Below are 22,986 nucleotides of genomic sequence, written 5' to 3' on the forward strand. Positions count from 1 at the left end.
TCCCCTCGCCACAAAAGCCAGCTTGTACATTTATTTGTGGGAGCGAGCTTGCTCGCGATGACGTCGGCACATTCAATATCGCTGCAAGCTGATCCACCGCTATCGCGGGCAAGCCTTGCTCCCACAGAAGGCCGTCTGTGCACCGGGGGCTCAAACACAAGGTGCGATTTCCCCCTCCCTACGCTAACCTGCGGCCATGTTTTACGAGGTCGACTATGCACATCCATATTCTCGGTATTTGCGGCACTTTCATGGGTTCGATGGCGGTCCTGGCCAAGGAGCTGGGTCATCACGTGACCGGCTCCGACGCCAACGTCTACCCGCCGATGAGCACTCAGCTGGAAGCTCAGGGCATCGAACTGACCCAAGGTTATGACCCGGCGCAACTGGACCCGGCGCCGGACCTGGTGGTCATCGGCAACGCCATGTCCCGTGGCAACCCGGCGGTGGAGTACGTGCTCAATAAGGGCCTGCCGTACGTGTCCGGGCCGCAGTGGCTGGCCGATCACGTGTTGCAGGGCCGTTGGGTCCTCGCTGTGGCCGGTACCCACGGCAAGACCACCACCAGCAGCATGCTCGCCTGGGTCCTGGAGCACGCGGGCATGAGCCCGGGTTTCCTGATCGGTGGCGTGCCGCAGAATTTCTCGGTGTCGGCGCGCCTGGGTGGCACGCCGTTCTTCGTGATCGAGGCCGACGAATACGACAGCGCGTTTTTCGACAAGCGCTCGAAATTCGTCCACTACCGTCCCCGCACCGCGATCCTCAATAACCTTGAGTTCGATCATGCGGACATCTTCCCCGATCTGCCGGCCATCGAGCGGCAGTTCCACCATTTGGTGCGCATCATCCCCAGCGAGGGCCTGGTGATTCACCCGACCACCGAGCCGGCCTTGCAACGTGTGATCGAGATGGGTTGCTGGACCCCGGTGCAAACCACCGGTGCGGGTGGGCAGTGGCAGGTGAAGTTGCTCAAGGATGACGGTTCGCAGTTCGAAGTCATGTTCGAAGGCCAGTCCCAAGGCGTGGTCGAGTGGGACATGACCGGCCAGCACAACGTCGCCAACGCCCTGGCGACCTTGGCGGCGGCCCGGCATGTCGGCGTGGTGCCGTCCATGGGCATTGCCGCGTTGAGCGCGTTCAAGAGCGTGAAGCGGCGGATGGAGAAGGTCGCCGAAGTGCGCGGCATCACCATCTATGACGACTTCGCCCACCACCCGACCGCCATCGCCACTACCCTCGACGGTTTGCGCAAGCGCATCGGCGATGCGCCGCTGATCGCGATCATCGAGCCGCGTTCCAATTCCATGAAGCTCGGCGCGCACCGTGACGGCCTGCCGGAAAGCGTGGTCGATGCCGACCAGGTGATCTGGTACGCGCCGACCAACCTCGGCTGGGACCTCGGCGCCACCGCCGCGCTGTGCACGGTGCCGTCGATTGTCAGCGATTCCCTGGAAGGCATCATCGAGCGCGTGAAGAGCCAGGCCCAGCCCGGCACCCACGTGGTGATCATGAGCAACGGCGGCTTCGGCGGCCTGCACGGCAAACTCGCCGAGGCGCTGAAATGAGCAATGGTCCGGAGCGCATCACGCTGGCGATGACCGGTGCGTCCGGCGCCCAGTACGGCTTGCGCCTGCTCGATTGCCTGGTGCGAGAAGACCGTGAGGTGCATTTCCTGATCTCCAAGGCCGCGCAGCTGGTGATGGCCACCGAGACCGACGTGACCCTGCCGTCCAAGACCCAGATGATGCAAGCCTTCCTCACCGAATACACCGGTGCGGCGGCGGGGCAGATTCGCGTGTATGGCAAGGAAGACTGGATGTCGCCAGTGGCCTCGGGCTCCGGCGCGCCGGCCGCCATGGTGGTGGTGCCGTGTTCCACCGGGACGCTGTCGGCGATTGCCACCGGGGCCTGCAACAACCTGATCGAGCGGGCGGCGGACGTCACGCTCAAGGAGCGCCGCCAGTTGATCCTGGTGCCGCGGGAAGCGCCGTATTCGAGCATTCACCTGGAGCACATGCTCAAGCTGTCGAACATGGGCGTGACGATCCTGCCGGCCTCGCCGGGTTTCTATCACCAGCCGCAGACCATTGATGACCTGATCGATTTCGTGGTCGCGCGGATCCTCAATCTGCTGAACATCCCTCAAGACATGCTGCCTCGTTGGGGCGAGCACCATTTGAGCAGTGATGAATAAGCTGCTGATCGTGCTGCTGGCGCTGCAACTGACCGGCTGCGCCACCGCCCGCACCCTCGACGCCGCCAAGCCGGGGGCGCCGGTGGTGTATGCGGGCACGCGCCTGGATCTGTACGCCCTCAACGGTGGTTGCTGCGCCAAGGACCGCTTTGGTGCCGAGGCACCGCGTTACCCGGGGCTCGATCTGCCGGGCAGTGCGCTGCTCGATACCTTGTTGTTGCCGTTGTCGTTGTTTACGGCGATAGGTGTGGGGTTTCAGGCTACAGGTGGGTTGTAAAAGATCTAACTGTGTTGAAGGATCTATCTGTGGCGAGGGGATTTATCCCCGCTGGGCTGCGAAGCAGTCCCCAAAGACTGGGCTATTACCCCTGGCAGCTGCATGACACTTTGGGCCATTTGGGGGCCGCTTCGCAGCCCAGCGGGGATAAATCCCCTCGCCACAATGATCGCGCTGTCCCAGATGTCACTTTATTTGCCGAGCTTACGCAACTCATCCGACTCCACCACCCGCACCCCATCCTGCTCTTCCAGCGCCAGACGCCACATGGCGCGGGCCAGTTGGCAGGCTTCGATGCCGTGGTACTTGCCCGGGATCAGCTTCGACAGCGGTCCGGCCAGTTGCTCGGCCAGGCGCGGTTCAACCCGGTCGCCCAGCAGCAGGGAAGGCCGGCAAATGGTCAGTTGCGGCCAGCCCTGGGCCTTGAGTGCCGCCTCCATTTCACCTTTGACCCGGTTGTAGAAGATCGATGACTTGGCGTCGGCCCCCAGCGCGCTGATCACCACCAGGTGCCGTGCGCCCAGTTCCCGGGCGCGCTTGGCAAACGTCACCACCAGGTCCAGGTCCACCGCGCGAAAGGCTGCTTCAGAGCCGGCTTTCTTGATGGTCGTGCCGAGGCAGCAGAAGGCGATATCGACCTGGCCACTGAGTTGAGGCAGCACCTGGGCCGGCTCCCCAACCGGGTTTTCCAAGTGTGGATGTTCAGCCAGTGGCCGGCGTGAAGGCGCCAAGACGCGAGTGATGGTCGGCTCGTTGAGCAGCCGGTCCAGTAGGTGTTCCCCGGTCAGCCCGGTCGCACCGGCGAGCAAAACATGCTGAGGCGTCAAGTACATAGTGTTTCCCCCTTGATACGGTTCAGCTTAGTTGCTCTTTGTCGCCTCGTCGTTCAATGCAGCACTTTGCAATGCTTTACGTGCCTGCTGTTTGCGCAGCAGTTGCCAGTGGGAAAGGACCGTCCTCGGCGCCCACATCTGTGGTTCGGAGGCTTCGAAGTTGTCGGCCTGTTCGCGCTCGGCCACGGTGGCCTTGGCCCGCTTGAAGGCCTGCTCCAGGTCGTCGGTCTGGTTCAATGCCTGGGCGAACAACGCATCGCCGAAATAGGTGAAGTTGGCCTCCTCGGAGCAGCCGAAGGACACCCGGTCGGCCCGGGAAGCGGTCATGATCAGCGTGCGTTCATCCTTGAGTACCGGGATGAAACCACCGGAATAACAGGCCGAGATCACCACGATCTTGTCGCGGTTCTTCAGTGGTGCGAGGACCACGGCCAGTTCATCGGCGGGCAGGTCGGCCAGTTCCATGCGCGGCTGGTCGAGCACCAGTTCATGCTCGCTGGTGCCGTGGCTGGTCAGGTAGATGAAAATCAGGTCTTCCGGGCCGCTGCGTTCGGCCAGGGTGGCGGCGGCGCGGCGCAGGCTTTCGCGGCTGGCCATGGGCCGGTCGCCGAGGTGATCGCGGTGGTTCACCAGGCGGATCTGGCCGAATGCGCCGAAACGGCTGGTGAGCATGTTGGCGACATAGTCGGATTCGCGCAGGAACACGCTTTGCTTGCCGTCGCCACCCAGGGTCAGGCTGTACAGCTCCACCGCCGGGGTCGAGGCCGGGATGTTGGCCAGGGCGTCCTCCAGCAGTCGGCCCTGGGCCAGCAGGCCGAGTTCGAGGACATCCGGCAGCAGCCTGCCGTCAGCGTCGCGCACCCGCTGGCCGTTGGCCCAGGTGCCGCTTTGCACGGTGCCGTCGGTCAGCGCCAGGGTGCCGCGCCCGTGGTAACTGTCGCTTTCGAACTGGCCGACGTAAAAACTGCCGTCGGGCAGGTTCAGGCGGCCTTCGCCGGTAAAGCGCCAATCATTGAATTGACCGAGATAGTGGCTGCCGTCGGCACCGATCAGTTCGCCCTTGCCGGTCAGTGCGCCATCCTTGAACTGCCCGATCCAGACATCGCCGTCGGCATTTTCGTAGCGACCGCGACCGTTGAGCTGGTTGTTTTTGAAACCGCCGATGTAGACATCGCCATCGGCACTGTTGAAGGTGCCCTTGCCTTGCAGTTGCCCGTCGACAAAATGGCCGGTGAACTGGTTGCCGCTGGCATCGAAGCGCTGGCCTTCGCCGTTGGGCTTGCCGTTGACGAACGGGCCCTGGTACTGGCTGCCGTCGTCGAGTTCCAGGCGTCCGAGGCCGGTGTAGCGGTCGGCCTTGAACTCGCCCCGGTAGGTCATGCCGTTTTCCTTGAGCGTCCCTTCACCGTCCCGCCGCCCCAGCTTGAAGCCGCCGGTGTAGCTGCTGGTGGGTGTGGTCAGGCTGCCCTGGCCGTGGAACAGGCCTTGCTGGAGTTGGCCGCGATAGACCTCGCCATTGCTGCCATGCCATTCCCCGGTGCCGTGCCACTGGCCTTTGTCGAACTGCCCGGCGTACCAGCTGCCGTTGGGGTAGTCGATGCGCCCCTGGCCTTGCAGCAACCCGTCCACCAGGTCGCCGCGATAGCGGCCGCCGTCGGGCAGGCGCGCGTCGGGAGGCAGCGGCGATTCGCTGTTGCCACAGGCGGTGAGCAGCAGGGTCAGGGTCAGTGGGACGAATAAGCGCATAACGGGATCCAGGTCATCAGGCCACGAGTATGCCGCAGCTATGCCCCTTGGATACAGAGAAGCGATGCGAAACTGCCTGAGCGGTTTCGCGACCGCGCAGGTTTACACGAAGCAGAGCGACAGCGGCTCGGCGATGTAGGCCGGTTTTTCCGAACCTTCGATCTCCAGCGTGGCGGTGGCCTTGAGCAGCCATTGGCCAGGTTTTTTCTCGGTGACTTCCACCAGGTCGACCTTGAGCCGGACCTTGGAATCGACCTTCACCGGTTGGATGAAGCGCACGCTGTCCAGCCCGTAGTTGACGACCATTTTCACGCCCTCGGGCAGGATCAGGATGTCTTCCATCAGCTTGGGCATCAGCGACAGCGACAGGAAACCGTGGGCGATGGTGCTGCCAAACGGGGTCTGCGCGGCCTTGACCGGATCGACGTGGATGAACTGAAAGTCGCCAGTGGCTTCGGCGAACAGGTTGATGCGCTCCTGATCGATGGTGAGCCATTCGGAACGTCCAAGTTCCTTGCCGACATAATCTTTGAGCGCTGCAACGGGGACGTAGGGCATTGAGACTCTCCTTGGGTTCATCGGTTTTACTTTTTCTGGAGCGGGGATCGGCATCCCCGGAGAACCACTGTAGATCAACATGGCGCGCAGGGAAGGTCATCGACCATGCTTTTTACGAATGCCGAACCATAGCGCGGGCGTGTTTAAATGTGTCGTCTGGTTACTCCCTGTAGGAGCTGCCGAAGGCTGCGATCTTTTGATTTGTTGATTTTTCGCTTCAGACTCAATTGGCAGGGGAAAGATCGCAGCCTCGTTGCACTCGACAGCTCCTACAGGCAGCTTCTGCAGGTGGTTTCTACGGGGCGGGGTTCATGGGTGTTTGTGGGGGAGAGAGCGGATGTTGCTACGGGGCCTGACCTGGCTGGTGCTGTTTCAATTGCTGGGCACTGCGATCAATCATTTGTTCTTGCCGGTGCTGCCGGGGCCGATCATTGGTCTGCTGCTGTTGCTGGGTTATCTGGTGGTGCGCGGCGAAGTCAGCGAGCCGTTGAACCTGGCCGCCGGCAGCCTGCTGCGTTATCTGCCCTTGCTGCTGGTGCCGCCCGCCGTGGGGGTGATGGTTTACGCCGGGGCGATTGCCGCCGATTTCTGGGCCATCGTCGGCGCGTTGACCTTGTCGCTGGTGCTGTCCGTGGCGTTGACGGGCGTGCTGATGCAGCGCCTGGCCCGGCGTCACGTCGCCGCCCCGGAGGACAGCCAATGATGCTCGACTGGCAAGGTGCCTGGACTTCGGTGATTCACCATCCGCTGTTCGGCATCGGCATTACCCTGGGCGCCTATCAACTGGTGCTGGCGGCGTTCGAGAAGACCCGCTGGGTGTTCCTGCAACCGGTGCTGATGTCGATGGTACTGTTGATCGTCGTGCTCGTCGGTTGCGGCATCGACTATGCCGAATACCGCAAGAGCACCGAGATCCTCAGCATCTTGCTGGGCCCGGCCACGGTCGCGCTGGCGGTGCCGCTGTATTTGAACCTGCGACGGATCCGGCAGTTGTTCTGGCCGATTTTTACTACGCTGGTGATAGCTGGGGTGTTTGCCACCGGCTCTGCGGTGGTGTTGGGCTGGACCTTCGGTGCCGAGCACATGATTCTGATGACCATGGCGCCCAAGTCCGTGACTTCGCCGATCGCCATGCTGGTGGCCGAGCAGATCGGCGGTGTGGCGGCGATGGCGGCGGTGTTCGTGTTGATCACCGGTGTGCTTGGGGCGATTCTCGGCCCGAGCATTTTGACCCGGTTGGGTGTCCATAGCCCTGAGGCCCGGGGCATGGCCCTGGGGCTGGCGGCCCATGCCGTGGGCACGTCGGTGGCGTTGCAGGAAAGCGAGGAAACCGGCGCCTTTGCGGCGCTGGCGATGAGTCTGATGGGCGTGGCCACGGCGGTGTTGCTGCCGTTGGTGGTGTCGATGACGGTTTAAGGAATTGGTTATGAGCTTGCCGCTTTTCCCGTTGAACACCGTGCTGTTCCCCGGTTGCATCCTCGACTTGCAGATTTTCGAGGCGCGCTACCTCGACATGATCGGGCGCTGCATGAAAAAGGGCGAAGGCTTCGGCGTGGTGTGCATCCTCGATGGCGAGGAAGTCGGCATCGCGCCTGAAGGCTATGCGCGGGTCGGTTGTGAGGCGCGCATCACCGATTTCTCCCAGCAGGACAATGGTCTGCTGGGCATTCGCGTGCAGGGCGGGCGGCGCTTTATCGTCCATGGCAGCAGCGTCCAGGCGGATCAACTGACCGTCGCCGAGGTCGAGTGGCTGGAGGAAGAGCCGGAGCAACCGCTGCAAGAGGAAGACGCCGACCTGGTGGCGCTGCTCAAGGCCCTGGCCGAGCACCCGATGGTCGAGGCGCTGAACATGGGCACCGAAGCGACCGGCCAGCAATCGCTGGCCAATCAACTGGCCTACCTGCTGCCGTTCAACGAGCTGGACAAGATCGACCTGCTGCAACTCGACGACCCGCAACAGCGCCTGGATGCGATCCAGGCGTTGCTCGATGAGTTGCAGGGCGAGCTCTTCGCCTGACACCCCTCATATCCACTGAACAACACCGACCCTGTGGGAGCGGGCTTGCTCGCGAAGGCGGAGTGTCATCCAACGCATGTGTTAACTGATCCACCGCCTTCGCGAGCAAGCCCGCTCCCACAATGTTCCTCATGCCCGTGGATCGGATGTTCACCACAAACTCCCTGTGGGAGCGAGCCTGCTCGCGATAGCGGTGTGTCAGCTTGCATCAATGCTGAATGTACCGTCGTCATCGCGAGCAGGCTCGCTCCCACAGGTGGAGTGCAGTGTCTCTGGCATCAATAGGCATACCGCAACATCGCATGCGGCAAGTGCCGCAGGGCGAAGAAGCTGAACACCGCCACCAGTGCAGGCAGAACCAGCCACCAGACTTTTGGCGGCATGGCCGGTAGCGGGCTCTGGCGCTGGCTCAACCACAGGGCGGCCGCGCAGATGCTGGCGGCGAGCATCGCCCCGGCGGCGATGTCGCTCGGCCAATGCGCGCCCAGGTAGACCCGCGACAGGGCGATGGCCAGCGCCGGCAAGCAGCCCAGCAATAGCCAGGTCAGGCGCAGGCGTGGCGGTTGGCCGCGGCCGGCCAGGACAGCGAGGGTCAGGAACAGCGCGAATGCCCCGGAGGAGTGGCCGCTGGGCATGCTGTAGCTGGTCAGCGGGTCGCTGAGGATTTCCGGGCGCACACGGGCAAAAAAGTGTTTGAAGCCGGTATTGGCCAGGGCGGTAATCAGCATCGTGCCCCCGGCAAAAAATGCCTGGCGCCATTGCCGTGCCAACAGCAGTAACCCGGTCACCAGGCTGCAGACAATCAACATGTAGCGGAATTCGCCGATCAGCGTGAAGGTCACGGCGATTTCATCCAGCGTCGCGCTGCGGTGCTCCTGGACCAGGGCCATCAAGCCCTGGTCGAACGCCGTCAGGTAACGAAAGCCGATGAACAGGCCGATCAGGATCACCAGGCCAAGGCCGGCGATCAGTGCCGTGGCATGGCGATGGCGGCGCATGCTGCTGTTGACGCTCAGCCCGATCATCACCGCGATGCTGCCGATGACCACGCCGGCCTGAGGCCAGAAGCCTTCAGGCAGTGGCAGGCGAAACGCCGCCCCGGTGGCCCAGCCCGGCAACAGGTACGCCACCGTCCAGCCCGCCGCGGCCAACACGCTGACGGCGGCGAAGCGCGGGAACGGCATGTCGCACATCCCGGCCACCATCGGCAACATCGGCCGTAGCGGGCCGATGAAACGCCCCACCAGCAGGCTGGCGATGCCGTAGCGCTGGAAATAACTTTCCGCAGCGCTCATCCATTCCGGGTGATGCCGCAGCCCCGGCAGGCGCCGGATGTTCTGGTGGAAATGCCGCCCCAGGAAATATGACACCAGGTCCCCGAGCAGCCCGCCAAGCAGGCCCAGCAGCAACGTCTCGCCCAAGGACAACGCGCCGCTGCCAGCCAGCACGGCAATTGCAAACAACAGCACCGTACCCGGCACGATCAGGCCGGCAATGGCCAGGCACTCCACGCAGGCAACGATGAACACCGCCACCGCCAGCCATTGCGGGTTGACGGTCAACCAGCCGGTGATGCTATCGAGCCATGGGCCCATAAATACAACTCCATTGAATAGTGATTGGCATGCAGTTTTTTACTGTGGGGAGAGCTTGTGGGAGCAAAGCTTGCTCGCGACGAACGATGACGCGACCTTACTGTTGATCCGTGTCGCCTGCATCGCGGGCAAGCCTTGCTCCCACAAGCTCGCTCCCACAGGGAGATGCGGTATTTCATCAGGGCAACAAAAAATAATCACGCCCTTCGACCTGTCCGCGCCGCAAAGGGTTGCGGGTACACCACGGGGCGTAGGCGGCGTCGACGAAGCGGTAGGGCAGGTGTTCGTCCCGTCCCTGGGGAATGCCCAGGCGGGTGGTCTGGATCGCATTGACCGTCGGCGCGCCAACATCTTCCACCAGCAAGCGCTCGGGGTCGAAGCGTTTGGCGTCCCAGTCCGGCACTTTCAGCCCCAGGGCTTTGCACAGCAAGGTCTGGCCGGCACAGAGTTTTTGCGGTGTGCGCGGCCGGCCTTGGGCGTCGGGGTTGTTGAGCAGCATCTGCGCCAGGCTCGCCGGCCCGCAAAGGGCATCGACCCACGGGTACGCCGATTTGATCAGCACCGCATTGCCGGGGCCTTGGGCGCTGAAGTTCAACGAATCGCCGCCCCGGGCGTAGTACATATAGATGTGCCCGCCATCCAGAAACAAAGCCTTACGTTTTTCTGTGTAGCCCAGCGAGGCGTGGCTGCCCTTTTCGGCGAAGTAATACGCCTCGGTCTCGATGATCCGCGCGCTGAGCCACAGCTCACCGACCTTGTGGCGGATGACTTTGCCCAGCAGGTCCTTGGCAAGCACCTGGGCGTCGCGATCGAAAAAGGCGTGGGGCAGGGCGTTGGGCGATGGCAAATCGGTCATGGAGTTAAACGAAATGAGGCCAAAGGAAGCGCGATGATAGCAATGGAAAGCTTAATCACCGCTGAACAGTCGCTTCAACCGGCTGTTTACGCCTGTTTTGCTCCTCCGCCGGTCACCACTGTGAGTCCATGCTGTTAGTCGAGGGTTACGACAGCTATAATCTGCCGCTTTCCTCATCGCCAAGACCACACAGACCATGACTGAGTCCGTTCTTGACTACATGACCCGCCTGGGTCGCGCCGCTCGTGCAGCGTCGCGCATCATCGGCCGGGCCAGCACCGCGCAGAAAAACCGCGCCCTGCAGGCCGCCGCCAATGCGCTGGACGCCGCGCGCGCCGAGTTGTCCGCTGCCAACGAACTGGACCTGGCCGCCGGCCGGGCCAATGGCTTGGAGCCGGCCATGCTCGAGCGCCTGGCGCTGACCCCGGCACGCATCGACGGCATGATCGTCGGTTTGCGCCAGGTCGCGGCCCTGCCGGACCCGGTCGGGGCGATCCGCGACATGAGCTACCGCCCGTCGGGCATCCAGGTCGGCAAGATGCGCGTGCCCCTGGGCGTGGTCGGGATCATCTACGAGTCGCGGCCGAACGTGACCATCGACGCTGCGAGTTTGTGCCTGAAGTCGGGTAACGCGACCATCCTGCGTGGAGGCTCCGAGGCCATCCATTCCAACCGCGCCATTGCCGCCTGCATCCAGCGCGGCCTGGCCGAGGCCGATCTGCCGGCGGCCGTGGTGCAAGTGGTGGAAACCACTGACCGCGCCGCAGTCGGCGCGCTGATCACCATGCCTGAGTTCGTCGATGTCATCGTGCCGCGTGGCGGCAAGGGCCTGATCGAACGGGTCAGCCGTGACGCCCGCGTGCCGGTGATCAAGCACCTGGACGGCATCTGCCACGTCTACGTCAGCGCCCACGCCGAATTGCCGAAGGCCCAGCGCATCGCCTTCAACGCCAAGACCTACCGCTACGGTATCTGCGGCGCGATGGAAACCCTGCTGGTGGACCAGGCCGTGGCCAAGGACTTCCTGCCGTCGATGGCTGCCCAGTTCCGCGAAAAAGGCGTCGAACTGCGTGGTTGCGAGCGCACCCGGGCGATCATCGAGGCCGTCGCGGCCACGCAAGCAGACTGGGACACCGAATACCTGGCGCCGATCCTGTCGATCCGTGTGGTCGACGGGCTGGAGGAGGCCATCGAGCACATCAATCGCCACGGCTCGCACCACACCGACTCCATTGTCAGTGAAAACCTGGGTGAAACCCGGCGCTTCGTGGCCGAAGTGGATTCGGCGTCGGTGATGATCAACACCCCGACCTGCTTCGCCGATGGCTTTGAATACGGATTGGGTGCCGAGATCGGCATTTCTACTGATAAGCTGCACGCCCGCGGCCCGGTGGGCCTCGAAGGCCTGACCTGCGAGAAGTACATCGTGGTCGGTGACGGCCAGTTGCGCGGACAGGAGTCGGTCTGACTTGGGCGATCTCGACCCGCCAGCGGCTGTGACGACGACAACCCCGCCCCGGCGCATCGGCATCCTGGGCGGCACGTTCGACCCGGTGCACATCGGCCATTTGCGCGGTGCGCTGGAAGTCGCCGACGCCTTGGCCCTCGATGAGCTACGCCTGACGCCCAGCGCCCGGCCGCCTCACCGGGATACGCCGCAGGTGTCGGCGCAGGACCGCTTGGCGATGGTCGAGTGCGCGGTGGCCGGTGTGGCACCGTTGGTGGTGGACGCCCGCGAATTGCAGCGGGACAAGCCGTCCTACACCATTGATACCCTGGAGCTGATGCGCGCCGAACTGGCCGCTGATGCCCAGGTTTTTCTGCTTCTGGGCTGGGACGCATTTTGCGGCCTGCCCACTTGGCATCGCTGGGAAGAGTTGCTCCAGCATTGCCACATCCTGGTGTTGCAACGCCCGGATGCCGACAGCGAGCCGCCGGATGCCTTGCGCAACCTGCTGGCGGCCCGCTCGGTGAGCGACCCGCTGGCCCTGAAAGGGCCGAGCGGACAGATTGCATTCGTCTGGCAGACGCCGCTCGCGGTATCCGCCACCCAGATCCGTCAACTGCTGGCCAGCGGTAAGTCGGTACGTTTCCTGGTGCCCGACGCGGTCCTGGCCTACATCGATGCGCACGGGCTTTACCGTGCGTCGAACTGAAAAAGGTGTGCTTCAAGGCACGTGAATGCGTGTAGCGAAGCGCCCGAACATACGAGCAAAACGAGTTTTATATGACTGACAAAGACGTAAACAAAGTAAAGCGCAAAGGCACGTTCAAAAGCGCCCCGCTGCCGGTAGAGGCCCACACCGGCGTCGTACTGGCCGGTGAAGAACTGGTCAAGGTGGCCGTGGCGGCCCTGGAAGACGTCAAGGCCCAGGACATCCAGGTGATCGACGTTCGTGAAAAGCAGAGCATCACGGACTACATGATCATCGCCACCGGTACCTCCAACCGCCAGATCGGCGCGATGCTGGACAAGGTCCGCGAAGCGGTCAAGGCCCAGGGCGTCAAGCCGCTGGGTGAAGAAGGCAAGGGTGACAGCGACTGGGTGCTGTTGGACATGGACGACGTCATCGTGCACATGATGACTGCCTCGGCGCGCCAGTTCTACGACCTGGAGCGCCTGTGGGCCGGTGCCGAGCAGAGCCGTTCGGCCAGTGCTGCGCACCACAGCCCGGAAAACACCCATGAGCACTTCACCAAGCTCAACAAAGACCAGCAATAAGGGACCGCTGTGCGACTGCGCCTGATCGCCGTCGGTTCTCGCATGCCCAAGTGGGTGGAAGAAGGCTGGCATGAATATGCCAAGCGTCTTCCGTCCGAGCTGGCCCTGGAACTGGTGGAAATTCCGCTCAATACCCGTGGCAAGAACGCCGACGTGGCGCGCTTTATCCGCCAGGAAGGCGAAGCCATGTTGGCCAAGGTCGGGCCGAACGAGCGCATTGTCACCCTCGAAGTCCACGGCAAGCCCTGGAGCACCGAGCAACTGGCGGTGGAGCTCGATCGCTGGCGGCTGGACTCGCGCACGGTCAATTTCATGGTCGGTGGCCCGGAAGGGCTGGCGCCGGAAGTCTGTGCCCGGGCCGATCAGCGTTGGTCATTGTCGCCGTTGACGTTGCCGCACCCGCTGGTGCGGATCCTGATCGGCGAACAGCTGTATCGTGCCTGGACAGTCCTGTCCGGGCACCCTTACCACAAGTAATCCTGCCCCATGCCCCAGCCGATCCGCATCAAGGACCACGAAAAAGACGCCCGCCTGGTGCGGGGCCGCGTCGTGTTCGGCGCTATTACGGTGGTGGCGCTGATCGGCGTGCTGATTGCGCGCTTGTATTTCCTCCAGGTGATCCAGTACGAGTACCACTCGACCCTGTCGGAAAACAACCGGGTGCACGTGCAGCCGATTCCGCCAACCCGCGGCTTGATCTTCGACCGCAATGGCGTGGTGGTAGCGGATAACCGGCCCAGTTTCAGCCTGAGCATGACCCGCGAGCGCTCCGGTGACTGGCAGCAAGTGCTCGACGTGATCGTCGAAGTGCTGCAGCTGACGCCCGAGGACCGGGCGATCTTCGAGAAGCGCATGCGCCAGGGCCGACGGCCGTTCGAGCCGGTGCCGATCCTGTTCGAACTGACCGAAGAGCAGATCGCCCTGATCGCCGTGAACCAGTTCCGCCTGCCCGGCGTCGAGGTGGTGGCGCAGTTGGTGCGGCATTACCCCCAGGGGCCGCACTTTGCCCACTCGGTCGGCTACATGGGGCGGATCAACGAGAAAGAGCTCAAGACCCTCGATCCGGTCAATTACAGCGGCACCCACCATATCGGCAAGACCGGCATCGAGCGCTTCTACGAGCCCGAGCTGCATGGCCAGGTGGGTTACGAGGAAGTCGAGACCAACGCTCGCGGCCGCGTGTTGCGGGTGCTCAAGCGCACCGACCCGATTCCCGGCAAGGACATCGTCCTGAGCCTGGACATCAAGCTGCAAGAGGCCGCCGAAGCGGCGCTGGGCGGGCGGCGCGGCGCGGTGGTGGCGCTGGACCCGAACACCGGCGAGGTGCTGGCGATGGTCAGCCAGCCGAGTTTCGACCCGAACCTGTTCGTCACCGGCATCAGCTTCAAGGCCTACGCCGAGTTGCGCGACTCCATCGACCGGCCGCTGTTCAACCGCGTGCTGCGCGGCCTCTATCCGCCAGGCTCGACCATCAAGCCAGCCGTGGCGATCGCTGGGCTGGACGCCGGCGTGGTGACCGCAGGGAGCCGGGTCTATGACCCGGGTTATTACCAACTGCCGAACTACGACCACAAGTACCGCAACTGGAACCGTACCGGCGACGGTTATGTGGACCTGGACACGGCCATCATGCGTTCCAACGACACCTACTTCTACGACCTGGCCCACAAGCTGGGGATCGATCGGTTGTCGTCCTACATGAACAAGTTTGGTCTGGGCCAGAAAGTCTCCCTGGACATGTTCGAAGAATCGCCCGGCCTGATGCCATCCCGGGAGTGGAAGCGCGCGACCCGGCGCCAGGCGTGGTTCCCCGGCGAAACCCTGATCCTGGGGATCGGCCAGGGCTACATGCAGGCCACGCCCTTGCAGCTGGCCCAGGCCACGGCGTTGGTGGCCAGCAAGGGCAAGTGGTATCGCCCGCACCTGGCCAAGACCATCGAAGGCCAGAAGCCGGTGGACCCGGACCCGATGCCGGACATCATCCTGCGCAATCCGTCGGACTGGCAGAAGGTCAACAACGGCATGCAGCAAGTGATGCACGGTGCCCGGGGCACCGCGCGCAAGGCGGCCATCGGCGCGCAGTACCGCATTGCCGGCAAGAGCGGTACGGCCCAGGTCGTCGCCATCAAGCAGGGCGAGAAGTATGACCGCTCCAAGGTCCAGGAACGCCACCGCGACCACGCCTTGTTCGTTGGCTTCGCGCCGGCCGAAAACCCGAAGATTGTCGTGGCGGTGATGGTCGAGAACGGTGAGTCCGGTTCCGGCGTCGCCGCGCCAGTGGTGCGCCAGATCATGGACGCCTGGCTGCTGGATGAGCACGGCCAGCTCAAGCCTGAATACGCAAGCCCCATCACTGCGGAGGCTACGGCCCGTGAAGAATAATTTCGACCGGATCCTCTCCAGCGAAGACGTGATGCGCCGCCGTGCCACCTTGTTGCAGCGCATGCACATCGATGGCCCGTTGCTGATCCTGCTGCTGACCCTGGCCGCGGGTAGCCTGTTCGTGCTGTATTCGGCCAGCGGCAAGAACTGGGACCTGCTGGGCAAGCAGGCCACCTCGTTCGGCATCGGCCTGGTGTCGATGATCGTCATCGCCCAGCTCGAGCCGCGATTCATGGCGCGCTGGGTGCCACTGGCCTATGTGGTGGGGGTCTGCTTGCTGGTGGTGGTGGACGTGATGGGCCACAACGCCATGGGTGCCACCCGCTGGATCAACATTCCCGGGGTGATCCGCTTCCAGCCGTCGGAGTTCCTCAAGATCATCATGCCGGCCACCATCGCCTGGTACCTGGCCAAGCGTTCCCTGCCGCCGCAGCTCAAGCATGTGTGCATCAGCCTGTTGCTGATCGGCATCCCGTTCATCCTGATCGTCCGCCAGCCCGACCTCGGCACCTCGCTCCTGATCCTGGCCGGCGGTGCCTTCGTGCTGTTCATGGGCGGGCTGCGCTGGCGCTGGATCCTCAGCGTGATCGCCGCCGCCGTGCCGGTGTCGGTGGCCATGTGGTACTTCGTGATGCACGACTACCAGAAGCAGCGGGTGCTGACCTTCCTCGACCCGGAAAGCGATCCGCTGGGCACCGGCTGGAACATCATCCAGTCCAAGGCCGCCATCGGCTCCGGCGGGGTGTTCGGCAAGGGCTGGCTGATGGGCACCCAGTCGCACCTGGATTTTTTGCCGGAAAGCCACACCGACTTCATCATCGCCGTGATGGGCGAGGAATTCGGGCTGGTGGGCATTTGCGTACTGCTGCTGATCTATTTGCTGCTGATCGGCCGGGGGCTGGTGATTACCGCCCAGGCCCAGACGTTGTTCGGTAAATTGCTGGCGGGCAGCCTGACCATGACGTTTTTTGTTTATGTTTTCGTCAACATCGGTATGGTCAGTGGCCTGTTGCCGGTCGTGGGGGTGCCGTTGCCATTCATTAGCTACGGAGGAACTTCGCTGGTGACACTACTGTCAGCGTTTGGGGTTTTGATGTCGATTCATACGCATCGCAAGTGGATCGCTCAGGTTTGAATAAGGTGAAGAGTTCAATGCAAGCAATGCGTGGCTGGTCGACGCGATATGCGCCGTGGATCGGTCTGGTCGGCTTCCTGGGCGGTGCGCCGCATGCCCTGGCTGGCGAATACGAAGGCTCGCCGCAGGTGGCCGAGTTCGTCGGTGAAATGACCCGCGACTACGGTTTTGCCGGTGAGCAACTGATGGGGGTGTTTCGCGAGGCCGAGCGCAAGCAGTCGATCCTTGACGCCATCTCCCGGCCCGCCGAGCGAGTCAAGCAGTGGCGCGAGTACCGGCCGATGTTCATCACCGAGGCGCGTATCGCCCGGGGCGTGGACTTCTGGCGCCAGCACGAGGCGGCCCTGGCCCGTGCCGAGCAGGAATACGGCGTGCCGGCCCAGTTCATTGTGTCGATCATTGGCGTCGAGACCTTCTTTGGCCGCAACACCGGGAATTTCCGGGTGATCGACGCCCTGTCGACCCTGGGCTTCGATTACCCGCCGCGTGCCGAGTTCTTCCGCAAGGAGCTGCGCGAGTTCTTGCTGCTGGCCCGCGAAGAGCAGGTCGATCCGCTGACCCTCAAGGGCTCCTATGCCGGGGCCATGGGCCTGCCGCAATTCATGCCCAGCAGTTTCCGCGCCTATGCGGTGGACTTTGACGGCGACGGCCACATCAATATCTGGACCAACCCGACCGATGCCATTGGCAGTGTCGCCAGCTATTTCAAGCGCCATGGCTGGGAAGCCGGCCAGCCGGTGGTCAGCCGTGCCGAGGTGCGTGGCGAGCAAGTGGACGAGGGCCTGACCGAGGGTATCGAGCCGACGAAAACCGTCGGGGAGTTGCGGGCGTTGGGCTGGTCGAGTCATGATGCGCTGCGTGACGACATGCCGGTCACCGCGATGCGCCTGGAAGGCGAGCAAGGCCCCGAATATTGGATGGGCCTGAAGAATTTCTACGCGATTACGCGTTATAACCGCAGCGTGATGTACGCCATGGCCGTATATCAACTGTCTGAAGAGCTGGTCAAAGCACGGGGCGTCAAATAATGCGGGCATTGCCTACCTATCTACCCCTGAAAGCCAAGCCCCTCAAGCTCGTGGCGTTGGCCGCGCTGTCGCTGTTGGTCGTCAGTTGTTCGACCAGCCGCGCGCCGGCCCAGAAAAGCTCCACCGCTGTGCGCGCGACGCCGGGCCTGGACATCAACCGGGCCCACAAGGACGGCGCGCCGTGGTGGGACGTGGACGTCTCGCGCATTCCCGACGCCACGCCGACCCTGCACACCGGTCCGTACAAGGCCAACCCGTACACGGTGCTGGGCAAGACCTATTTCCCGATGGCCGAGTCCAAGCGCTACGTGGCCTCGGGCACGGCGTCCTGGTACGGCACCAAGTTCCATGGCCAGAACACCGCCAATGGCGAGGTGTATGACCTGTATGGCATGAGCGCGGCGCACAAGACCTTGCCGCTGCCCAGCTATGTGCGGGTGACCAACCTGGACAACAACAAGACCGTGATCCTGCGGGTCAATGACCGTGGGCCGTTCTATTCCGATCGCATCATCGACTTGTCGTACGCGGCGGCGAAAAAACTCGGTTACGCTGAAACCGGCACCGCCCGGGTCAAGGTCGAAGGCATCGACCCGCAGGAATGGTGGGCCCAACGCGGCCGTCCGGCGCCTTTGATGCTCAACGAGCCGAAAGTGGCGCAAAATGCCGCGCCAACCGTGACGGCGTCCACCGGCACGGTCGAGCAGTGGACACCACCGCCGCAGCAACACGCCGCAGCCGTACTGCCGGTACAGATCGATGCAAAAAAAAACGCTTCTGCAACAGCGTCTGGCCAGTTTCTGCAAGTGGGCGCGTTCGCCAACCCGGACGCTGCCGAGCTGCTGAGGTCGAAGCTCAGCTCGATGGTGAGCGCTCCGGTGTTCATCAGCTCGATCGTGCGCAACCAGCAGACACTGCATCGGGTGCGCCTGGGGCCGATCGGTTCTCCGGGTGAAGTCCAGCAAGTGCAGAACAGTGTGCGCCTGGCCAATCTCGGTTCGCCGAGCCTGGTCACCGCCGAGTAATTGATTGAGGCCCGCTTGCGGTTGGAGCGGGTCAGGTTGTTGGCTCCATGAATAACAAAAGCCCGGCAAGGGTTGTGAGTGAGCAACTTAAATACGCGGTGGCCCGTTAAGAGGCTGCCTGTTTAGTTTTGCCTTCGGGCAGTTCCATTAGCGATTTCGAGAGACGGATGAACATCACCACCTTTGCCAAACGCCTTTGCCTGCTAGTCCCGCTGCTTCTCTCACCTGCCGCGTTCGCGGTCGAGATGATGCCGGCGCCCCCTCAATTGGCCGCCAAATCCTTTGTGCTCATGGATGCCAGCAGCGGCGAGGTCCTGGTAGAGAACAACGGTGACCAGCGCCTGCCACCGGCCAGCCTGACCAAGCTGATGACCGCCTACATCGCCACCCTGGAAATCCGTCGCGGCCAGATCGGTGAAAACGATCCGGTGACCGTCAGCGAAAACGCCTGGCGTACCGGCGGTTCGCGGATGTTCATCAAGGTCGGTTCGCAAGTGACCGTCAGCGACCTGCTGCACGGCATCATCATCCAGTCCGGCAACGACGCCAGCGTCGCCCTGGCCGAGCACATCGCCGGCAGCGAAGATGCGTTCGCCGACATGATGAACAAAACCGTGGCCGACCTGGGCATGACCAACAGCCACTTCATGAACCCCACCGGCCTGCCGAACCCCGAGCACTATTCGTCGGCTCACGACATGGCGCTGTTGGCACGGGCGATCATTCACGAAGACCCGGCGCACTACGCCATCTACTCCCAGAAGGAATTCTTCTGGAACGGCATCAAGCAGCCTAACCGCAACCTGCTGCTGTGGCGCGACAAGACCGTCGATGGCCTGAAGACCGGTCACACCGACGAAGCCGGCTACTGCATGGTGTCCTCGGCTGTGCGTGACGGCATGCGCCTGATCGCCGTCGTCTTCGGCACCAACAGCGAAGTGGCCCGTGCCGCCGAGACCCAGAAGCTGTTGACCTACGGTTTCCGTTTCTTCGAAACCCAGACCTTCTACCAGAAGGGCACCGAACTGGCCCAGGCCCAGGTCTGGAAAGGCTCGACCAATCAGGTCAAGGCCGGCCTGGCCCAAGACCTGACCATGACCTTGCCTAAAGGCCAGCTCAAGAAGCTCGCTGCCAGCATGACCATGAACCCGCAATTGACCGCTCCCATCGCCAAGGGCGACGTGATCGGTAAAGTCGAAGTCAAACTGGACGAAAAAGTGGTGCACAGCGCTGACCTGATCGCTCTGGACGCGGTCGAGGAAGGTGGTATCTTCCGCCGCATCTGGGATAGCATCCGTCTATTCTTCTACGGCTTGTTCAACTGATTGAAGTGTTGACCTGCATGGCCCCGTTCCCATCCGGAGCGGGGCCATGTGCGTTACCACGGCTTACGAGGCCGTTACCCCATGACAGACTCTGAAGTAAAAGCGCCAAAGATCGAATTCCCCTGTGCGGATTATCCGATCAAGGTCATCGGCGACACCGGTGTCGGTTTCAAGGACAGGATCATCGCGATCCTCGAAAAACATGCCACCGTTGACCACAAGACCCTGGCCGAGCGCCAGAGTACCAACGGCAAGTACACGACGATCCAGTTGCACATCATTGCCACCGGCCAGGAACAGCTCTACGACATCAACAGCGAGCTGCGCGCGACCGGTTTCGTGCACATGGTGTTGTGATGCCGGGCACGCTGGGCTTTCGCGAGCTGGGCACGATGGCTTACGAGCCGGTCTGGCATGCCATGCAACGCTTCACGAACGAACGCGGCAACACCGCCGACGATGAAATCTGGCTGGTGGAACACCCACCGGTGTTCACCCAGGGCCAGGCCGGCAAGGCCGAGCACCTGTTGCTGCCGGGGGATATCCCGGTGGTGAAGGTCGACCGGGGCGGGCAGGTGACCTACCATGGCCCCGGCCAATTGGTCGCCTACCTGTTGCTGGATGTGCGCAAGCTGGGGTTTGGCGTGCGCGAGCTGGTCACCCGCATGGAGACATGCCTGATCGAGCTGCTGGCCAGCTACGGTGTGACGGCGGCGGCCAAGCCGGATGCGCCGGGTGTCTACGTCGACGGGGCGAAAATCGCTTCCCTGGGTTTGCGGATCCGCCACGGCTGTTCGTTTCATGGCCTGGCGCTGAACGTGGACATGGACCTTGCGCCATTTCGACGGATTAATCCCTGTGGCTACGCGGGACTGGCGATGACCCAGTTGAGCGAGCATGCAGGATCGATTGAATTTGCCGAGGTAAGTGCCCGGCTGCGCGCGCAGCTCGTCAAACACCTCGACTATGCTGAGCAGACGACCCTCACGGGCGGAATCGACTGATATGACTACTGATGCAGTGCAAACCATGATCCCGACGCTGGACGTCACCGAGCGTCCGGCCCCGCGTGCCAAGGTAGAGGCCGGCGTCAAGCTGCGCGGCGCCGAGAAGGTTGCACGCATCCCGGTCAAGATCATCCCGACCACCGAATTGCCGAAGAAACCCGACTGGATCCGTGTACGCATCCCGGTGTCCCCGGAAGTCGACCGGATCAAGGCCCTGCTGCGCAAGCACAAGCTGCACAGCGTCTGCGAAGAAGCCTCCTGCCCGAACCTGGGCGAGTGCTTCTCCGGCGGTACCGCCACGTTCATGATCATGGGCGACATCTGCACCCGTCGTTGCCCATTCTGTGACGTCGGCCACGGCCGGCCGAAGCCGCTGGACACCAACGAGCCGGAAAGCCTGGCCATCGCCATCGCCGACCTGAAACTCAAGTACGTGGTCATCACCTCGGTGGACCGCGACGACCTGCGTGACGGCGGTGCCCAGCACTTTGCCGACTGCATCCGCGAGATCCGCAAGCTGTCGCCGAACGTCCAGCTGGAAACCCTGGTGCCCGATTACCGTGGCCGCATGGACATCGCCCTGGAAATCACCGCCGCCGAGCCACCGGATGTGTTCAACCACAACCTGGAAACCGTGCCGCGCCTGTACAAGGCCGCGCGCCCGGGTTCGGATTACCAGTGGTCGTTGACCTTGCTGCAACGCTTCAAGCAGATGATGCCGCACATTCCGACCAAGTCTGGCTTGATGCTGGGCCTGGGTGAGACTGATGAGGAAGTTATCGAGGTCATGAAGCGCATGCGTGAGCATGACATCGATATGCTGACCTTGGGTCAGTACCTGCAGCCTTCGCGCAGTCACCTGCCGGTGCAGCGTTTTGTGCACCCGGATACCTTTGCCTGGTTTGCTGAGGAAGGGTACAAGATGGGGTTCAAGAACGTGGCTTCGGGGCCGTTGGTGCGGTCTTCGTATCATGCGGATGAGCAGGCTAAGTTGGTTAAGGCTGAGCTGCTCGGGTCCTGATTTGGTTTTGGGGTGGTGTGTATATCCGTTTTTGTGTAATGGCGGCTTATGGTTCCGCCCTTACGGCGGGTCACTTTTGGAAGAGCCGGGAGCCGGACCAGCCAAAAGTAACCAAAAGCGCTTTGCCCCACCACTCGGTGCCTCGCCTAGGCTCGGCATGCCTTCACTCCGGCATTGGTTCGTGGGCCGCCGCGAAGGGCCATCCATGGCCCAGCGCGGCTAACCCGGCATCCATGCCGGGTTGCCCACGAACCAATGCCTGCGTTCAGCCATCGTGGTTAACGGGGCGCCCCAGATCAAGATCAAAAGCCAAAGCGAGGCGGCCTAACAGCCGACCTGGCTCTCCCGGTCGTACACCCGTTAGATCTGTGGGAGCAAAGCTTGCTCGCGAAAGCGCTGGGTCAGTTTGCGGTGATGTTGGATATGCCTGCCTCATTGCGAGCAGGCTCGCTCCCACAGGGGGCTGCGGCGTATATGTATTTTGTGGCTACCGAACATCTATGTGGGAGCGGGCTTGCTCGCGAAAGCGATGTGTCAGTTTGCGGTGATGTTGGATGTGCCGGCCTCATCGCGAGCAAGCTTGCTCCCACAGGGTTCTGCGGCGTATATGCATTTTGTGGCTGCCGAGCATCTATGTGGGAGCGGGCTTGCTCGCGAAAGCGATGTGTCAGTTTGCGGTGATGTTGGATGTGCCGACCTCATCGCGAGCAAGCTCGCTCCCACAGGGTTCTGCGGCGTATATGCATTTTGTGGCTGCCGAACATCTATGTGGGAGCGAGCCTGCTCGCGAAAGCGATGTGTCAGTTTGCGGTGATGTTGGATGTGCCGACCTCATCGCGAGCAAGCTTGCTCCCACAGGGTTCTGCGGCGTATATGCATTTTGTGGCTGCCGAGTATCTATGTGGGAGCGAGCCTGCTCGCGAAGACGATGTCACAGTCGATGAAGATGTTGGATGTGCTGGCCTCATCGCGAGCAAGCTCGCTCCCACAAAGGGGATCTGCGGTGTACATGAATTGTGTGGCTGTTGAAGATCCAATGTGGGAGCGAGCTTGCTCGCGATAGCGGTGGCGCAGCCACATAGATACTGAACATGCCCCGCTCTTGCGTTGCTTTGGATCTTGATCTTGATCTTGATCTGGGCGCCCCGTTAAACCACGCTGGCCGAACGCAGGCATTGCGCAGTGGGCATCCCGGCATGGATGCCGGGATAGCCGCGCTGGGCCATGGATGGCCCTTCGCGGCGGGCCCACGGAGCAATGCCGGA

General features: G+C 62.7%; 23 protein-coding genes. 18 read left to right on the forward strand and 5 right to left on the reverse strand.

Annotation, left to right across the window (positions count from 1 at the left end; all coding sequences use genetic code 11):
• Positions 1-215: 215 nt before the first annotated feature.
• The 3 genes from mpl to B0E42_RS01525 are packed head-to-tail and all read left to right on the forward strand — an operon-like array spanning position 216 to position 2,471.
• Complete coding sequence (gene mpl / locus B0E42_RS01515) at positions 216-1,565, forward strand: UDP-N-acetylmuramate:L-alanyl-gamma-D-glutamyl-meso-diaminopimelate ligase (protein WP_077505398.1); 1,350 nt, start codon at positions 216-218, stop codon at positions 1,563-1,565.
• The gene (gene ubiX / locus B0E42_RS01520; protein ID WP_053189919.1) at positions 1,562-2,194 is read left to right on the forward strand and encodes a flavin prenyltransferase UbiX; all 633 of its coding nucleotides are present in this window, start codon (positions 1,562-1,564) and stop codon (positions 2,192-2,194) included. The genes mpl and ubiX overlap by 4 nt, the downstream gene beginning before the upstream one ends.
• Positions 2,187-2,471 (forward strand): YceK/YidQ family lipoprotein, encoded by a 285-nt coding sequence (locus B0E42_RS01525; RefSeq protein WP_018611242.1) that lies wholly within the window; start codon positions 2,187-2,189, stop codon positions 2,469-2,471. The genes ubiX and B0E42_RS01525 overlap by 8 nt, the downstream gene beginning before the upstream one ends.
• 191 nt (positions 2,472-2,662) lie before the next feature.
• On the opposite strand, the gene B0E42_RS01530 is transcribed toward B0E42_RS01525, so the two are convergent.
• From B0E42_RS01530 to B0E42_RS01540, 3 genes are all read right to left on the reverse strand, one after another.
• The gene (locus B0E42_RS01530) at positions 2,663-3,304 is read right to left on the reverse strand and encodes an oxidoreductase (RefSeq protein WP_018611240.1); all 642 of its coding nucleotides are present in this window, start codon (positions 3,302-3,304) and stop codon (positions 2,663-2,665) included.
• Between the two features lie 27 nt (positions 3,305-3,331).
• On the reverse strand, positions 3,332-5,050 hold the full coding sequence (locus tag B0E42_RS01535; protein ID WP_053182107.1) for a C13 family peptidase: 1,719 nt from the start codon (positions 5,048-5,050) through the stop codon (positions 3,332-3,334).
• A gap of 102 nt (positions 5,051-5,152) precedes the next feature.
• Entirely contained in the window at positions 5,153-5,608 is a 456-nt protein-coding gene (locus B0E42_RS01540) for a MaoC family dehydratase (RefSeq protein WP_003205908.1), read from the reverse strand.
• A gap of 337 nt (positions 5,609-5,945) precedes the next feature.
• Here B0E42_RS01540 and B0E42_RS01545 point away from each other — a divergent pair, with 337 nt between their 5' ends.
• From B0E42_RS01545 to B0E42_RS01555, 3 genes are read left to right on the forward strand one after another with little or no spacing between them, the layout of a single operon-like run.
• Positions 5,946-6,311: a CidA/LrgA family protein gene (locus B0E42_RS01545; RefSeq protein WP_053125681.1), complete on the forward strand. Its 366-nt coding sequence runs from the start codon at positions 5,946-5,948 to the stop codon at positions 6,309-6,311.
• Complete coding sequence (locus B0E42_RS01550) at positions 6,308-7,024, forward strand: LrgB family protein (RefSeq protein ID WP_053182103.1); 717 nt, start codon at positions 6,308-6,310, stop codon at positions 7,022-7,024. The genes B0E42_RS01545 and B0E42_RS01550 overlap by 4 nt, the downstream gene beginning before the upstream one ends.
• A 10-nt stretch (positions 7,025-7,034) precedes the next feature.
• Positions 7,035-7,625, forward strand: coding sequence for an LON peptidase substrate-binding domain-containing protein (locus B0E42_RS01555; protein ID WP_014340384.1), 591 nt, complete (start codon positions 7,035-7,037; stop codon positions 7,623-7,625).
• Between the two features lie 278 nt (positions 7,626-7,903).
• Here B0E42_RS01555 and B0E42_RS01560 read toward each other — a convergent pair whose 3' ends face one another.
• The gene (locus B0E42_RS01560) at positions 7,904-9,220 is read right to left on the reverse strand and encodes a bifunctional DedA family/phosphatase PAP2 family protein (protein WP_053189918.1); all 1,317 of its coding nucleotides are present in this window, start codon (positions 9,218-9,220) and stop codon (positions 7,904-7,906) included.
• Positions 9,221-9,398: 178 nt separating this feature from the next.
• Positions 9,399-10,076, reverse strand: a complete 678-nt coding sequence (locus B0E42_RS01565) for a DNA-3-methyladenine glycosylase (protein ID WP_077505400.1) — start codon at positions 10,074-10,076, stop codon at positions 9,399-9,401.
• Positions 10,077-10,272: 196 nt separating this feature from the next.
• Here B0E42_RS01565 and B0E42_RS01570 point away from each other — a divergent pair, with 196 nt between their 5' ends.
• From B0E42_RS01570 to lipA, 12 genes are all read left to right on the forward strand, one after another.
• The gene (locus B0E42_RS01570; protein ID WP_024619117.1) at positions 10,273-11,544 is read left to right on the forward strand and encodes a glutamate-5-semialdehyde dehydrogenase; all 1,272 of its coding nucleotides are present in this window, start codon (positions 10,273-10,275) and stop codon (positions 11,542-11,544) included.
• Position 11,545: 1 nt separating this feature from the next.
• Positions 11,546-12,232, forward strand: coding sequence for a nicotinate-nucleotide adenylyltransferase (nadD, locus tag B0E42_RS01575; RefSeq protein ID WP_014340380.1), 687 nt, complete (start codon positions 11,546-11,548; stop codon positions 12,230-12,232).
• A gap of 71 nt (positions 12,233-12,303) precedes the next feature.
• Positions 12,304-12,798, forward strand: a complete 495-nt coding sequence (gene rsfS, locus B0E42_RS01580) for a ribosome silencing factor (protein ID WP_014340379.1) — start codon at positions 12,304-12,306, stop codon at positions 12,796-12,798.
• Between the two features lie 9 nt (positions 12,799-12,807).
• The gene (gene rlmH, locus B0E42_RS01585; protein WP_003185785.1) at positions 12,808-13,275 is read left to right on the forward strand and encodes a 23S rRNA (pseudouridine(1915)-N(3))-methyltransferase RlmH; all 468 of its coding nucleotides are present in this window, start codon (positions 12,808-12,810) and stop codon (positions 13,273-13,275) included.
• A gap of 9 nt (positions 13,276-13,284) precedes the next feature.
• Complete coding sequence (gene mrdA, locus B0E42_RS01590) at positions 13,285-15,180, forward strand: penicillin-binding protein 2 (protein WP_053182098.1); 1,896 nt, start codon at positions 13,285-13,287, stop codon at positions 15,178-15,180.
• A 31-nt stretch (positions 15,181-15,211) separates the two neighbouring features.
• Positions 15,212-16,315, forward strand: a complete 1,104-nt coding sequence (gene rodA / locus B0E42_RS01595; RefSeq protein ID WP_050586216.1) for a rod shape-determining protein RodA — start codon at positions 15,212-15,214, stop codon at positions 16,313-16,315.
• A 17-nt stretch (positions 16,316-16,332) separates the two neighbouring features.
• Positions 16,333-17,343, forward strand: coding sequence for a lytic murein transglycosylase B (gene mltB / locus B0E42_RS01600; RefSeq protein WP_053182096.1), 1,011 nt, complete (start codon positions 16,333-16,335; stop codon positions 17,341-17,343).
• A complete protein-coding gene (locus B0E42_RS01605) occupies positions 17,343-18,368 on the forward strand; it encodes a septal ring lytic transglycosylase RlpA family protein (RefSeq protein ID WP_024619121.1) in 1,026 nt (341 codons plus the stop codon). The genes mltB and B0E42_RS01605 overlap by 1 nt, the downstream gene beginning before the upstream one ends.
• A gap of 167 nt (positions 18,369-18,535) precedes the next feature.
• On the forward strand, positions 18,536-19,693 hold the full coding sequence (locus B0E42_RS01610; protein ID WP_024619122.1) for a D-alanyl-D-alanine carboxypeptidase family protein: 1,158 nt from the start codon (positions 18,536-18,538) through the stop codon (positions 19,691-19,693).
• Between the two features lie 81 nt (positions 19,694-19,774).
• Positions 19,775-20,050: a DUF493 domain-containing protein gene (locus B0E42_RS01615; RefSeq protein ID WP_003185772.1), complete on the forward strand. Its 276-nt coding sequence runs from the start codon at positions 19,775-19,777 to the stop codon at positions 20,048-20,050.
• Positions 20,050-20,697, forward strand: coding sequence for a lipoyl(octanoyl) transferase LipB (gene lipB, locus B0E42_RS01620; RefSeq protein WP_053182092.1), 648 nt, complete (start codon positions 20,050-20,052; stop codon positions 20,695-20,697). Before B0E42_RS01615 ends, lipB begins: the two co-directional genes overlap by 1 nt.
• A 1-nt stretch (position 20,698) precedes the next feature.
• The gene (gene lipA / locus B0E42_RS01625) at positions 20,699-21,721 is read left to right on the forward strand and encodes a lipoyl synthase (protein ID WP_014340371.1); all 1,023 of its coding nucleotides are present in this window, start codon (positions 20,699-20,701) and stop codon (positions 21,719-21,721) included.
• The last annotated feature ends 1,265 nt before the right edge of the window (positions 21,722-22,986 follow it).

It is taken from the genome of Pseudomonas sp. A25(2017), assembly GCF_002001065.1.
Lineage (GTDB): Bacteria > Pseudomonadota > Gammaproteobacteria > Pseudomonadales > Pseudomonadaceae > Aquipseudomonas > Aquipseudomonas kilonensis.